Origin of the sequence: Rhizobium sp. R693 (assembly GCF_002211315.1) — a bacterium.
Taxonomy (GTDB): Bacteria; Pseudomonadota; Alphaproteobacteria; order Rhizobiales; family Rhizobiaceae; genus Rhizobium.
This window is the reverse complement of sequence record NZ_LOKY01000013.1, coordinates 70,391-84,463: the sequence shown is the minus strand read 5'-3', so window position 1 is coordinate 84,463 and position 14,073 is coordinate 70,391. Positions and strand designations below refer to the sequence as shown.

Below are 14,073 nucleotides of genomic sequence, written 5' to 3'. Positions count from 1 at the left end.
GAAGCGCTTCATTGCAACCACCCGCATTCGTTGGCGGGACTGGACAAGGAGAATTCTAGATGTCCCAATCCGTTTCCCTGACATTTCCCGATGGTTCCGTGCGCAGCTACGATGCTGGCGCAACCGGCAAGGATGTCGCAGAATCCATTTCCAAGTCGCTTGCCAAGAAGGCGGTAGCAATCGCCATCGACGGTCAGGTTCGCGACCTTTCCGATCCGGTGACAGCAGGCACTATTGAAATCATTACCCGCACCGATGGCCGCGCGCTCGAGTTGATCCGGCATGACGCAGCCCACGTGATGGCGGAAGCGGTGCAGGAACTCTGGCCCGGAACGCAGGTCACGATCGGCCCGGTTATCGAAAACGGCTTCTACTACGACTTTGCCAAGAACGAGCCCTTCACACCAGACGATCTGCCAAAGATCGAAAAGAAGATGAAGGAAATCATCGCTCGCAACGCGCCGTTCACCAAGGAAGTCTGGTCGCGCGAGAAGGCCAAGGAAGTGTTCGCCGCCAAGGGCGAAAGCTACAAGGTCGAACTCGTCGACGCGATTCCCACAGGCCAGGATCTGAAGATCTACTATCAAGGCGACTGGTTCGACCTCTGCCGTGGGCCGCATATGGCGTCAACCGGCCAGATCGGCACGGCGTTCAAGCTGATGAAGGTGGCCGGCGCCTATTGGCGTGGCGACAGCAACAATCCGATGCTGACCCGCATCTACGGCACGGCATTCGCCGAGCAGACCGACCTCGACAACTACCTGCACGTGCTCGCCGAAGCCGAGAAGCGCGATCATCGCCGCCTCGGCCGCGAGATGGATCTCTTCCATTTCCAGGAAGAAGGTCCCGGCGTCGTCTTCTGGCACGGCAAGGGCTGGCGCATGTTCCAGACGCTGGTTGCTTATATGCGCCGCCGTCTCGCCGAAGACTACCAGGAGGTCAATGCACCGCAGGTGCTCGACAAGTCGCTCTGGGAAACCTCCGGTCACTGGGGCTGGTACCGCGACAACATGTTCAAGGTCACGGTTGCCGGCGACGATACGGATGACGACCGCGTCTTCGCGCTGAAGCCAATGAACTGCCCCGGCCACGTGCAGATCTTCAAGCACGGCTTGAAGTCTTATCGTGAATTGCCAATCCGCCTTGCGGAATTCGGTACGGTGCATCGCTACGAGCCGTCGGGCGCGTTGCACGGGTTGATGCGCGTGCGTGGCTTCACGCAGGACGATGCGCACATCTTCTGCACCGACGAGCAGATGGCCGCCGAATGCCTGAAGATCAACGATTTGATCCTCTCGGTCTACAAGGACTTCGGCTTCGACGAGATCACCATCAAGCTTTCGACGCGCCCGGAAAAGCGTGTTGGTTCGGATGACCTCTGGGATCGCGCCGAAAGCGTGATGACCGAAGTGCTGGAAACGATCCAGCAGCAGTCGAACAACATCAAGACCGGTATTCTGCCGGGCGAGGGTGCGTTCTACGGTCCGAAGTTCGAATATACGCTGAAGGACGCGATCGGCCGTGAATGGCAGTGCGGCACGACGCAGGTCGACTTCAATCTGCCGGAACGCTTTGGTGCGTTCTACATCGACAGCAACTCGGAAAAGACACAGCCGGTGATGATCCACCGCGCCATATGCGGCTCGATGGAACGCTTCCTCGGCATCCTGATCGAGAACTTCGCAGGACACCTGCCGCTGTGGGTATCGCCGCAGCAGGTCGTGGTCGCCACGATCACGTCCGAGGCAGATGGCTATGGCGCCGAAGTTGCGGCAGCGCTGCGCGACGCTGGCCTGACGGTCGAGACTGACTTCCGTAACGAGAAGATCAACTACAAGATCCGCGAACATTCCGTAACGAAAGTCCCCGTCATTGTCGTCTGCGGCAAGAAGGAAGCGGAAGAGCGCACGGTCAACATCCGCCGTCTCGGCAGCCAGGAGCAGACCTCGATGTCGCTTGACGCGGCAATCGCAAGCCTCGGGCTCGAGGCCACGCCACCGGACGTTCGTCGCAAGGCGGAAGCCAAGAAAGCCAAGGCAGCCTGAGCTGCCTCCGGCTCCAATACAAAAACCGCCCGGTCCCTAGCAGGACCGGGCGGTTTTTCTTTGTCCGAGATATTCCGAAAGCCGATTACTCCACGTCGTCGCCGGTGCCGGCGCCTCCCTGCAATTGATCGTAGGAGGGCAGCGGCGCTTGCGTCCTCGGCGACGCGTCACCCGCTGGCGGCTGTTGATCGGGCTGAACCTGCACCGTCTTTGCCGCTTCGGTCGGCTCTTCGGGTTGCACATCCTTCATCAGAACTTCGACGTCGGTGTTCTTGCCGGCTTCGACCTTGAAATCGCGCTGATAGATCTTGTCCTTGTTTCGAGCGACGGCGGAATATTCGCCTTCGGCAAGCACCATGGTCGGGAAGGCGCTGACGCTCTCGCCGACACTGTCGCCAGCGGCTGTCAGGATCGACCAGGCGGTATCGGCAATCGCTTCGCCACCGGCGTCGGACACGAGCTTGAAGGTGATCTGCGCGGCTTTATGCTGGATCGTCGCTTCCGTGAGCTTGCCGGCCTCAACCTGTATGTCGGCGCGGATCGATGCATTGGTGTCGCCGTATTCAGAGACGATGTGGTAGGTCCCGGCATTCAGGCGAACCACGGTGTTTGGCGGCACGTCAGCCATGACAAGACCGCGCTCCCCGTCCTCACGCACCTCGGCGGAGTAGATCGAGAAACTGAGCTGATCTGGTCGAATGCGCACGTCTGAGCCCGACACCGCGTTCAGTAGCAATCCACCGGCTTCCAGCACCAGCGTCTGCTTGTCGACCTGACCGTCTTCGGGGACCGTCAGCTTGCGGGTGACGCCGGCACGGCCGAAGGACACGTTGACGAAATAGTCGCCAGGCGCGAGCTGGAAATCCGCAGAGCCGCCCTGCGAGGATGCGATCAGCGGAAGCTTGCCATCCGAGCCGGCCATCGGGCTAAACACATACCAGGCTAGTCCATCCTGCACCGCTTCACCGTTGGCCGTCAGCTTTGCCTCAAGGGCAACCTCATGCAGCTTCGAGCCCTGCGGCACCGCACCCGGCGCGATGAAGGCATTCAGCTTCGGCATCTTCGCAGTCGTATCCAACTGCTTGAAGGTCTGGAAGGCGTCCTGGGCCCGGCCGCTTAAAGGTAGTAGGGCGGTCAAAACCAAAGTTAGGCTTATGCGTGCATACGGCGAAATGCCAACCATCTGTCGTGCGAACCAATTGACATCTGAAATCACAGAGGCCACTTCAAGACCAACGCGATGGCAAATTCAAGACCCATCCCAAATGCTGTCATGAAAATGGAAGTCTCTCCCGCATGAAATCCGATATCAAGCTGATCGACTATCTCGGTGTCCGCCGTTCTATCCCCGCGTTTCAGATGTGCGAGCCGGGGCCTGACAAGGCCGAGATCGAAGAGATTTTGCGCCTGGCCTCCCGTGTACCGGATCACGGCAAACTCGCGCCCTGGCGCTTCATCGTCTATCGCGGCGAAGAACGTGCCCGGATTGGCGAGGAGCTTCTGAAGCTGGCACTTGAGGCTAAGCCGGACCTTTCCGACGAAATGATCCAAGTGGAGCGCACCCGTTTTACCCGCGCTCCTGTTGTCGTTGCCGTCGTCAGCAAGTCCGGCCCGCACATCAAGATTCCCGAGTGGGAGCAGTTGATGTCTGCGGGCGCGGTCTGCCTCAACATGATCTTTGCCGCCAACGCGCACGGCTGGGTCGCCAACTGGCTGACCGAATGGTTCGCGTACGACGAACGTGCTTACGAACTGCTCGGCGTCAAGCCGGGCGAAAAGATCGCTGGTTTCATTCACATGGGGTCGACGACGTTTCCTGCCATCGAGCGCCCGCGTCCTGAATTGACCGAGACGGTGACCTGGGTCGGTGGAGAGGACTGATGTTCTATACCACCGATGCGAACCGGCATGGTCTGGCGCATGATCCCTTCAAGGCGATTGTCGCCCCGCGTCCAATCGGCTGGATCGGCAGTAAGGGAAGTGACGGTTCGATCAATCTCGCGCCGTACTCTTTCTTCAACGCGATTTCCGACCGCCCGAAGCTCGTGATGTTCTCCTCCGCCGGTCTCAAGCACAGCCAAAGGAATGCGATCGAAACCGGCGAGTTCACCTGCAACTTCGTGAGCCGAAACCTGGTGGAGAAGATGAACGTTTCGTCGGCGACCGTCGACTACGGCGTCGATGAGTTTGCGCTTGCGGGTCTGACGGCGAAAAGGGGTGAGCTTGTAGACGCACCCTACGTCGCCGAAGCCTTTGCCGTGCTCGAATGCAAGGTAACGGAAACCCTCGTGCCGAAGTCACTGACTGGTGAGGACTCCGAGAACATTATGGTCTTCGGCCAGGTTGTTGGCATCCGCATCGACGAAACGGTCATTCGTGATGGCCGCCTCGATATGGCGATCGCCCGGCCGGTGGCACGCTTGGGTTACATGGACTACAGCGAAGGCAGTGATGTGTTCGAAATGTTCCGGCCGAAGCTCTGAGGCTTAACGAACATGGTGAACCAATCATAAACTTTTCGGAGGTACCGTAGTTCCATTGATTGGGGTGCGAGAGAATCGCATTCGGGCATGGGGCACCACGGGTGATCGTAGAAGCATTTCTTCGTTGGGCGGAAACCGCCAAGGCCGGAGACAGGGCGCGTGCGGCCAATGCCCTCGGCAGAGCCTACCTGCAGTCCGAGATGGCTGCAGCAGAACGCGCCGCCGCCGAGATGGCTATGACGTTCCTGCTCGATGACCCATCCCCCAAGGTAAGGCTGGCGCTAGCCGAGGCAATCGCCTGGTCGCCGGACGCACCGCGAGCTGTTATTCTCTCGCTGGCAGCGGACCAGCCGGAAATCGCCTGCCATGCCGTCACATGTTCCCCCTTGCTGTTGGATGCGGAGTTGGTGGATCTCGCCGCCAGCGGCAGCGACGTCACGCGAATGCTGATCGCGGCGCGCGGCACGATCTCACGGCCGGTTTCTGCCGCGCTTGCCGAAATCGGTGAGGAAGAGACTGTCCTCTGCCTGCTCGAAAACGACGGGGCGGTCATTGCACCTTACTCGCTGAAGAGAATTGCCGAGCGGCTCGGCCACCACTGCGAAATCCGCAACCTGCTCCTTGATCGTGAGGACCTGCCTGTGGACGCGCGTCAGCTGTTGACGCAGCATGTCAGTGTCGCACTCTGCAGTCTGCCTTTGGCACAAGCGCTGATCGATCCGAGCCGACTGCATCGGATCAGCCGGGAAGCCAACGAAGCCGCCATCGTGTCGATCGCAGGCGAGATTACGTCGCGCGAGATTTCAGATCTTGTCGAACATTTGCGAGCCAGTGGCCACCTGACGCCGTCCTTCCTGATGCACGCCCTCTGCTCGGGAAAAGTCGAGTTCTTCGCAAGCGCCATCGTCAACCTGACCGGTTGTGAGGAGCGACGCGTTCGCTCCATCCTCGCGACCGGACGCATGCACGCTGTGCGCGCCCTTTACGAGACGGCAGGCCTTTCCCGCGAGATCAGCGCGCTCTTCGTCGAAGCAACGCTACTGTGGCGGGATGCATCGAAAAACCTTTCAGCAACCATGCTCGGCGACGTCTGCGGCAAGCTGCTTGAGAAGTTCCGCAGGCATGCAACGCATGGAGCCCAGCGGGAACTCCTCGAGATGATTGAAAGGCTACACATTGCGGAGCAGCGACAGCACGCGCGCGCTTACGCCCATGTGGCGTCGCTCGCGGCAGCCTAGTAGTGCAGCCGCTTCGCGACCCAGGAATAGCTGCCCGAGACGAAGTGTACGGGTGAATCCAGCACCGTTTTCATGTCACTGCCGGACGGCAGATGCGCACGCACCTGACCCGCCACCCGATCGGCGAAGGCCGACAGCCGACCCTGCGTTTCGGCTGGAATGGACGGCGCTGGAGTGTTTTCGGCGACAGCCTTCGGCGCTTCCGGCGTCGCAACCGGCTTCGGCGGCTCGCAGACGGCAATGACCGTCGGATAGCTGACATTCGCATAGTGCTTCAGCTGCTTTTCCGAGGCTGCATCGCAGAGCGCAACGGTTTGCCACTGTTTCTGGACCGTGGCGATGTAGTTGCATTGTGTGACCGCGTCGTTACACCCCAAGATGGTCATTGCCACCAAAATCGTTTGCATAGTATCGCCTTTTGAGTATTGAAATGTCGCCTCTTAGAAGCTGAAATTCCAACGGAATGAAGGCGAGCCAGCATTAACTTTTCGTCATGCAGGCGCACCAAGACAGGAGCATCCCGTGTCCATTACGATTGCTTTGGAACCGCCGCGCCAAGAAGGGGTGCTCCGCCTTCTCGATATGTCCGACGCCTATGCGCAGTCACTGTATCCACCGGAGAGCAACCACCTCGTCGACGTCTCGACGCTGGAAAAGCCGGCAGTCAGCTTCTTCGTCGCCCGCCACAATGGCACGGTCGTCGGCTGCTGTGCTCTGGTGGAAGCCGGCGATGGAACCGCGGAGATCAAGCGCATGTTCGTCGACCCGGATGCGCGTGGCTTGAAAGCGGCGAGCAAGCTGATGGACACACTCGAAGCGACCGCCACTGAAAGGAAGCTCCGGGCGGTTCGGCTTGAAACCGGAATCTACCAGCCGGAAGCGATCGCTCTCTACCGCAAGTACGGCTATCTCGAAATCGAAGCGTTCGGCAGCTACCAGCCGGATCCGCTCAGCCTGTTCATGGAAAAGCAGCTGACCTGATCATTCGGCCGCGCGAGATGCTGGTGGCGCCTGTTCGTCGATCATGACGTGCGGGCCGGTTTCAGCATTGCGGACCTCATGCATCCATTCGCGCCAGATCGCGACGATGAGGGCCATCAGCACTGGCCCGATGAAGAGACCGAGAAAGCCCATAGTCTTCACGCCGCCGACAAGGCCGAAGAAAGTCGGCAGGAATGGCAGCTTGATCGGACCGCCAACGAGTTTCGGACGAAGAGTTTTGTCGACAATGAACAGCTCGACCGTTCCCCAAACAAAAAGGCCGATACCGGCGACGTGGGAGCCACTGGCGAGCAGATAGACGGACACCAAGGAAAAAGACAGCGGCGCACCGCCAGGTATCAGGGCCATAATGCCGGTCAGGACGCCGAGCGTGACCGGCGAGGGGACACCGGCGATCCAATAGGCGACGCCGAGCACGATGCCTTCACCGATCGCGATCAGTGTCATGCCCATGACTGTCGAACTGATGGTTGCCGGGACCACTCGCGAAATCCGCTCCCAACGGTTTGGGAGAATGCGCTCGCCAAGCATATCGATCTGCTGCGAGAAGGCGGAGCCATCGCGGTAGACGAAGAACAGTGCAATCAACATGAACAGCAGCGTCAGCAGCAGATGGAAGGCGCCGCCGCCTGCGGCCAGGACCGCCCGATAGATGTTACCGATATTGGCGCCGCTGACAGCCTGGATCACCTCACCCATGGAGCCGGGGCTGCCGATATATTTGGTCCACAATTCATCGAGATAGGGGCCGGCAAACGGGAGCGAAATGATCCATTGCGGCGTCGGCGCACCCGACCTGTTTGCATGGACGGCCCATGCCACCCATTCTCGCACCTCGCCTGTCGTGTAGGTGACAGCGAAAACGATCGGTAGGACCAGGAACGTGACGATCAGCACAATGGCGATGGTAGCAGCGATCGTCGTGTTTTCGTCGACGCGCGCCAGGAGCCGGCGATAAAGCGGCCAACTTGCAAAGCCGATCACAAGGGCAGCAAGCACGGGGACGGCAAAGCCGTAGAAGAAATAGACACCGGCCGCAACAACAAGGATCAGCAGCCAGCGCGCCGCAGAGATTGAGGGAATGAGCGGCGTGCGGGCAGGGGCCGAAGGGCCGAGCCATCGCGACTCTCGCTGGATATTGTTGTTCGGAAGGCTCACTCGTTCTTTTCCCCCTATTTTGACTATGGATATGGGCTATGCATCCGTCGGACGCAAGCACAATGACGGATTTATGCCATCGACTGGCGCACCCAGATCCCCGGCGATCTATACTACGCTCGTTAGCCCTATTCTCCGCAATCAATATGACAGAAATCCTGCAACGCGTTGTCAAAACTCACTCAGGCAGCCATTTTGGATCCATGGATACAAACATGATTGCAACGGCACTCCGGCGCGAAATTGAAGGCGGCAGCCTGCCGCCAGGAACGGTCTTGAAACAAGAGCTTCTCGCAGAACGATTTGGTGTAAGCCGTCAGCCGGTGCGCCAGGCGCTTGATCGGCTGCTCGCGTCGGGCCTGCTCGACCGGCGGCCGGACCGGAGCCTGGCGGTTGTCGGTTTGACGGACGAGCAAGCCCGTGAACTCGCCGAGATCCGCGCAGCCTTGGAAACCATGGCGCTCCGCGCAGCGCTACCAATGTTCGGCGATCGCGACATGCGCAAGGCTCGCCGCCTCAATGAAGACCTGATCGAAGAGGAAGATCCGGCCACATTGGAAGAGCTGGATGTCGCGTTTCATCGAACGCTCTATGGCCCATGCGGCAATGCCCGTCTTCTTTCGATGATCGACGAGCTGCGACGCGAATCGCGTCGCGCCTATCTGAAGCAGCCGAAGGGCTCAGATGAACGTGTCATCCTCCACGCGGAGCATTGCGCCATCATTGAAGCCTGCGCACGCCGCGACGAGTCTACGGCGCTGCAGGCACTGTCCGACCATTTACAGCTGACAACAGCGCGCCTGACGCGCGAAGGAGAATGACAGATGACGACGTTTTCCGCAGAGGTCGCGTGGGAGCGGGGCGCGGCAAGCTTTACCGACGGGCGCTATAGCCGCGGACATACCTGGAGCTTCGACGGTGGCGCGATCGTCGCCGCCTCCGCGTCACCGCACAACGTACCATTGCCCTATGCACTTGCCGAAAATGTGGATCCGGAGGAGGCTTACATTGCAGCGCTGTCGAGCTGCCACATGCTCTTCTATCTCTGGCTTGCCTCAAGGATGGGCATCATGATTGACAGCTATGTCGACGCCGCAACTGGCCTCATGGAGACTGTGCAGGGCCGGACCATGGTCAGCCGCGTCGAGCTTCGGCCACATGTTACCTACGCCGGTGACATTCCAGGCCGCGAAATCGAACACAAACTGCACCACGAGGCACATGAGCTGTGCTTCCTCGCCAACTCGGTGAAGACGGAAATTACGGTGCGCCTCGACTAGCTATTTCAGATGTCGAGGTTTTCAGCAAAGGCAGCACGATCCTGAATAAAGCGGAAGCGAGCTTCCGGCTTCGTTCCCATCAGGTCGTCGACGGCCGTACGCGTACCTTCGAAATCCACCTCGTCAATCACCACACGCAACAGCGTGCGATTGCTTGGGTCCATGGTGGTTTCCTTGAGCTGCGCCGGCAGCATTTCGCCGAGACCTTTGAAGCGGCTGATTTCAACTTTCGCTTTGCCCTTGAACTCGGTCTCCATCAGCTCGGCCCGATGCGCGTCGTCGCGGGCATAAGCCGACTTCGCACCCTGGGTGATCTTGTAGAGCGGTGGCACAGCAAGGAAAAGGTGGCCGCCACGGACCAGCTCCGGCATCTCCTGATAGAAAAAAGTGATCAGCAGCGAAGCAATGTGAGCACCGTCGACGTCGGCATCGGTCATGACGATGATGCGTTCGTAGCGAAGGTCTTCTTCTCGATACTTCGAACGCGTTCCGCAACCGAGCGCCTGCACGAGATCGGCGAGCTGCTGGTTGGCGCCAAGCTTTTCGCGACCGGCACTGGCGACGTTGAGGATCTTGCCGCGTAGGGGGAGGATGGCCTGGTTGGCACGGTTTCGCGCCTGCTTGGCCGAGCCACCTGCCGAGTCACCTTCGACGATGAAGAGCTCCGCGCCCTGGGCGGTGTTCTGCGCGCAATCGGCGAGCTTGCCCGGCAGGCGCAGCTTGCGCACGGCCGTCTTGCGGTTGACTTCCTTTTCCTTGCGACGGCGCAAGCGTTCTTCCGCGCGCTCTATGACCCAGTCGAGCAGCTTGGCTGCTTCGTTCGGATTGTCGGCAAGGTAGTGGTCGAACGGGTCGCGAAGTGCGTTTTCAACGATGCGCTGCGCTTCGACGGTCGCAAGCTTGTCCTTCGTCTGGCCGACAAATTCGGGCTCGCGTATGAAGACCGACAGCATCCCAACCGCGGAGATCATCACGTCATCGGTGGTGATCTGAGCCGCGCGTTTGTTCTGCGTCAGTTCGGCGTAGTTCTTCAGGCCCTTGGTCAACGCAATGCGCAGACCCGCCTCGTGCGTTCCGCCTTCGGGCGTTGGGATGGTATTGCAGTAGGAGTGGACCTGCGGATCGCCACCGTACCAGGTGATTGCCCACTCCAGGGAGCCGTGGCCGCTGGTCTTCTCCGTCTTGCCTGCGAATATCTCGCGGGTGACGGTGAATTCCTTGCCCATCGTCGCCTGGAGGTAATCCTTCAGGCCGCCGGGGAAGTGGAAGACCGCTTTATCCGGTATCTCCGAACCCTGCGGAAGCACACCTTCTTCGCAACTCCAGCGGATTTCCACGCCGCCAAAAAGGTAGGCCTTGGAGCGCGCCATACGGAACACGCGCCCCGCATCAAACTTCGCATGCTCGCCAAAAATCTGAGCGTCCGGGTGAAAACGGACGCGCGTGCCGCGCCGATTGTGGACATCACCCAGCTCTTCCAAGCCGCCTTGCGGCAGGCCGCGCGAGAAGCGCTGGCGATAAAGCTTGCGATTGCGCGCGACTTCGACCTCCATGAAATCGGAGAGGGCATTGACGACGGAAACACCGACGCCGTGCAGACCGCCTGATGTCTCGTACGCCTTGCCGTCGAATTTTCCGCCGGCATGCAGCTTCGTCATGATGACTTCAAGGGTGGACTTCCCGGGAACCTGCGGATGGTTCTCGACCGGGATACCGCGGCCATTGTCGCTGACTGTCAGGTAGCCTTCGCGGTCAAGATAGACCTCGATGAAGTTGGCATGGCCGGCGACCGCCTCGTCCATCGAGTTGTCGATGACTTCGGCGAAGAGATGGTGCAGCGCTTTCTCGTCGGTGCCACCGATGTACATGCCGGGGCGCATCCGAACGGGCTCGAGACCTTCGAGAACGCGGATCGAGGACGCGCCGTAGTCTTCAGATGTCGAGCTCACGGGCGCCGGACGCGAGGCGGGAGCCGCCGTCTCGACGGGCGCGGCCCTTTGCGGCTCGGCAGGCTTTGGAGCCTCCTCCTGTTTCGGTGTCAGGGGCAATCCGGAAAAGAGGTCGTTGCTATCGTCCATGGGGCCGTTCAGATCTTCATCCTGTCAGGGCAGGCGGCCTACGCCGAGCCTGACCCAAAATCACCGCATTTGATGTCACGTTTGCGAATCAGGCAGATTCTGCCAGAAAGCGCCTTCTTACGCGACGCCGCCCAATCCGGCGGACACTTTCTCAGGAAATGGTTTGCGTTGGTGGGCGTGGAATGGCAAGCGGCCAGAAGGCTCAGGGAACCATAGGCATGCGAATGTCCACAAGTCATTGCACCATTATCGCTGCAATTGCGGCCTTTTTCCTGATGACCACGGCGACCGGTCAAGCCGCTGAGCGACTGCCGCCGTACAAGGACGATCTCTTTTCCACACAAAATGTGCTGGAGACCAGCGATGGTGGCTCGCTTGACGTCATCGAATACGACGAAATGCGCGACATCAACGGTCGTGATCAGATACCAGAGAAGCGCGCCCAACAAAAATATGTTTCCCTCGGGATCAGAAAGCAGCAGTCGGACGAGACCTTAAAGCTCGGCGATCAAAAGCTCGATGTCACTAGGGTGGGACCAAGCTCCGCAGCGGCGTTTACGGTCATCTTCATTCACGGACGTAATGGCGACCGGCGCCTCGGCGCGAATGACTACAGCTTCGGTGGAAACTTCAATCGCCTGAAAAATCTGGTCGCCGGCAACGGCGGAGTCTACTACTCGCCGTCGGTCAAGAGCTTCGACAGCGCTGGCGTCGCAGCAATTGCCGGCCTGATCCGCTACGCTTCCGAACAGTCGAGCGGCAAGCCAGTCATCCTGGCATGTGCGTCGATGGGCAGCCAAGTCTGCTGGGGCGTGAGCCGCGACGTGGACAGCGTCAAGCGCCTGAAGGGGATGGTGATCCTGAGTGGCGTTACCGATCCAGACTTTGCCAAGAGCCCGTCCTTCAAGGCCAAGCTGCCGCTCTGGTTCGCGCACGGCAGCCGCGATCCGGTCTACGCGGCAACCGACCAGCAGGCGCTCTTCGAAAAGCTGCTGAAGACCGATTATCCTACGCATTTCACGCTCTACCAAACAGGGAACCACGGAACTCCAATCCGGATGATCGATTGGCGCCGTACGTTGAACTGGATCTTGGGCTCCTGACAATCGTCCCGAAGGGGCAGCGCGCATGCCATTCATGACACTCCGGCCTGTGATCTTCAGCAACATCGATCGCAAATTTTAAGCATTTGCGCGACAAAAGGCCGTTATTTCCTTTAGGTAAGGGCACGAAACCTTTTCATTGACTCCCGCTTTTGCTATGGCCGCTCGATACGTGGAAGATTGGAAGGCTGGCATGACACCTGACGTGCGCCCGCTAGTTGCGGGAAACTGGAAAATGAACGGCACGCGTGCCTCCCTCGACCAGATCAAGGCGATCGCTGAGGGTGTTCAGAGACCGCTTTCCGCAAAGGTGGAAGCGCTGATCTGCCCTCCGGCAACGCTGCTCTACGTGGCCACGGCGCTCTGCACCGATAGCCCGCTGGCAATCGGTGCGCAGGATTGCCACCAGAATGCGTCGGGTGCCCACACCGGTGACATCTCGGCTGAAATGATTGCCGATTGCTTCGGCACTTATGTCATCGTCGGCCATTCTGAACGTCGCACCGACCATGCCGAGACCGACCATCTCGTTCGCGCCAAAGCAGAGGCTGCCTTCGCCGCGGAACTGACGGCGATCGTCTGCATCGGTGAAACAGCTGACGAGCGCAAGGCCGGCCAGACTCTCGACATCCTCAAGCGTCAGCTTTCGGCCTCGGTGCCGGAGAGCGCTACGCCCGAGAATACCGTCATCGCCTACGAGCCCGTCTGGGCGATCGGAACCGGCGTCACGCCGACGGTGGAAGACGTCGAGAAGGCGCACGCCTTCATGCGTTCCGAGCTCGTTGCCCGCTTTGGCGATATCGGCAAGAAGATCCGCATTCTCTATGGTGGCTCGGTCAAGCCCAACAATGCGAGGGAGTTGATGGGCGTGGCGAATGTCGATGGCGCATTGATCGGCGGCGCCAGCTTGAAAGCAACAGATTTCCTCGCCATCTACGGCGCATACGAAGCGCTGCTTGCTTAGAGCCGTGTATATTCCGAGCCGAAGGGCTTGGAATAGCGGATTACCTCATGTAAAGAGCGCCAGAATTTTACTTTATGCCCGCCGTGCGTGTGGGCAGGACTGGACCCATGCAGACCGTTTTGATTGTCATCCACCTCATGATCGTGCTGGCGCTTGTCGGCGTCGTGCTCATTCAGCGCTCTGAAGGCGGCGGCCTGGGCATCGGCGGCGGTTCGGGCTTTATGTCTGCCCGCGGCACGGCCAATGCGCTGACGCGCACGACCGCGATCCTGGCGACTCTGTTCTTCATCACGTCGCTCGGTCTCGGTGTCCTCAACCGCTATGAGAGCCGTCCGACGGATATTCTGAACCGTATTCCGGCGACGAGCGGCCAGGGTAAGGGTATCCTCGATTCGCTCGGCGGCCAGAATGGCAACGCCGCTCCGGCGGCCCCGCAGAGCAATAACGGCGTTCCGACCGGCGGTGAGGCCGCTCCGGCTCCGGCGGCGACCACGCCCGCGGCTCCGGCTGCATCGGCACCTGCCGAGACTGCCCCGTCCACTCAAACTGCTCCGGCTGCTCCGCAGGCAACCACGCCTGCCGCTCCGGCACCCGCGACCGTCCCAAGCGGACAATAAGCGGCATACAGCATAACCGCCGGCAGGCCCTCGGGTCTGCCGGTTTTCTTTTGTTCAGATTTCGCGCTGGCGCCAAAAATTCAGGAAATGAATTTTTGGGCTGGT

Annotated in this window: 14 protein-coding genes; 10 read left to right on the top strand and 4 right to left on the bottom strand. The window is 59.9% G+C overall.

Annotated elements, in window-relative coordinates; all coding sequences use genetic code 11:
* Nucleotides 1-59 precede the first annotated feature (59 nt).
* Entirely contained in the window at nucleotides 60-2,045 is a 1,986-nt protein-coding gene (gene thrS, locus ATY79_RS14745; RefSeq protein WP_088704222.1) for a threonine--tRNA ligase, read from the top strand.
* Nucleotides 2,046-2,130: 85 nt separating this feature from the next.
* Here the strand turns inward: thrS and ATY79_RS14740 are convergent, their stop codons facing one another.
* The gene (locus ATY79_RS14740) at nucleotides 2,131-3,228 is read right to left on the bottom strand and encodes a hypothetical protein (protein WP_088704234.1); all 1,098 of its coding nucleotides are present in this window, start codon (nucleotides 3,226-3,228) and stop codon (nucleotides 2,131-2,133) included.
* Between the two features lie 113 nt (nucleotides 3,229-3,341).
* Here ATY79_RS14740 and ATY79_RS14735 point away from each other — a divergent pair, with 113 nt between their 5' ends.
* The 3 genes from ATY79_RS14735 (at nucleotide 3,342) to ATY79_RS14725 (ending at nucleotide 5,766) form a co-directional block, all read left to right on the top strand.
* A complete protein-coding gene (locus tag ATY79_RS14735; protein ID WP_088704221.1) occupies nucleotides 3,342-3,926 on the top strand; it encodes a nitroreductase in 585 nt (194 codons plus the stop codon).
* Entirely contained in the window at nucleotides 3,926-4,528 is a 603-nt protein-coding gene (locus tag ATY79_RS14730) for a flavin reductase family protein (RefSeq protein WP_088704220.1), read from the top strand. Before ATY79_RS14735 ends, ATY79_RS14730 begins: the two co-directional genes overlap by 1 nt.
* Before the next feature lie 101 nt (nucleotides 4,529-4,629).
* Nucleotides 4,630-5,766, top strand: a complete 1,137-nt coding sequence (locus ATY79_RS14725; RefSeq protein WP_088704219.1) for a DUF2336 domain-containing protein — start codon at nucleotides 4,630-4,632, stop codon at nucleotides 5,764-5,766.
* Here the strand turns inward: ATY79_RS14725 and ATY79_RS14720 are convergent.
* On the bottom strand, nucleotides 5,763-6,173 hold the full coding sequence (locus tag ATY79_RS14720) for a hypothetical protein (RefSeq protein ID WP_088692793.1): 411 nt from the start codon (nucleotides 6,171-6,173) through the stop codon (nucleotides 5,763-5,765). The genes ATY79_RS14725 and ATY79_RS14720 overlap by 4 nt on opposite strands.
* Nucleotides 6,174-6,288: 115 nt before the next feature.
* Between ATY79_RS14720 and ATY79_RS14715 the strand changes: the two genes are divergently transcribed.
* On the top strand, nucleotides 6,289-6,747 hold the full coding sequence (locus ATY79_RS14715; protein ID WP_088692792.1) for a GNAT family N-acetyltransferase: 459 nt from the start codon (nucleotides 6,289-6,291) through the stop codon (nucleotides 6,745-6,747).
* On the opposite strand, the gene ATY79_RS14710 is transcribed toward ATY79_RS14715, so the two are convergent.
* Nucleotides 6,748-7,905 carry an AI-2E family transporter gene (locus tag ATY79_RS14710; protein ID WP_245306838.1) on the bottom strand — a complete coding sequence of 386 codons (1,158 nt, stop codon included), beginning with the start codon at nucleotides 7,903-7,905 and terminating at the stop codon, nucleotides 6,748-6,750.
* Between the two features lie 236 nt (nucleotides 7,906-8,141).
* On the opposite strand from ATY79_RS14710, the gene ATY79_RS14705 reads away from it, so the two are divergent.
* Nucleotides 8,142-8,747: a GntR family transcriptional regulator gene (locus tag ATY79_RS14705; RefSeq protein WP_245306837.1), complete on the top strand. Its 606-nt coding sequence runs from the start codon at nucleotides 8,142-8,144 to the stop codon at nucleotides 8,745-8,747.
* A gap of 3 nt (nucleotides 8,748-8,750) precedes the next feature.
* Nucleotides 8,751-9,206 carry an OsmC family protein gene (locus ATY79_RS14700; RefSeq protein WP_088692789.1) on the top strand — a complete coding sequence of 152 codons (456 nt, stop codon included), beginning with the start codon at nucleotides 8,751-8,753 and terminating at the stop codon, nucleotides 9,204-9,206.
* 5 nt (nucleotides 9,207-9,211) lie between these two features.
* Here the strand turns inward: ATY79_RS14700 and parE are convergent, their stop codons facing one another.
* Nucleotides 9,212-11,284, bottom strand: coding sequence for a DNA topoisomerase IV subunit B (gene parE / locus ATY79_RS14695; RefSeq protein WP_088692788.1), 2,073 nt, complete (start codon nucleotides 11,282-11,284; stop codon nucleotides 9,212-9,214).
* A 218-nt stretch (nucleotides 11,285-11,502) separates the two neighbouring features.
* Here parE and ATY79_RS14690 point away from each other — a divergent pair, with 218 nt between their 5' ends.
* The 3 genes from ATY79_RS14690 (at nucleotide 11,503) to secG (ending at nucleotide 13,968) form a co-directional block, all read left to right on the top strand.
* Entirely contained in the window at nucleotides 11,503-12,387 is an 885-nt protein-coding gene (locus ATY79_RS14690; protein WP_088704233.1) for a phospholipase, read from the top strand.
* Nucleotides 12,388-12,580: 193 nt separating this feature from the next.
* A complete protein-coding gene (gene tpiA, locus ATY79_RS14685; RefSeq protein ID WP_088692787.1) occupies nucleotides 12,581-13,351 on the top strand; it encodes a triose-phosphate isomerase in 771 nt (256 codons plus the stop codon).
* A 107-nt stretch (nucleotides 13,352-13,458) separates the two neighbouring features.
* Nucleotides 13,459-13,968: a preprotein translocase subunit SecG gene (gene secG, locus ATY79_RS14680; protein WP_088692786.1), complete on the top strand. Its 510-nt coding sequence runs from the start codon at nucleotides 13,459-13,461 to the stop codon at nucleotides 13,966-13,968.
* Nucleotides 13,969-14,073: the final 105 nt, after the last annotated feature.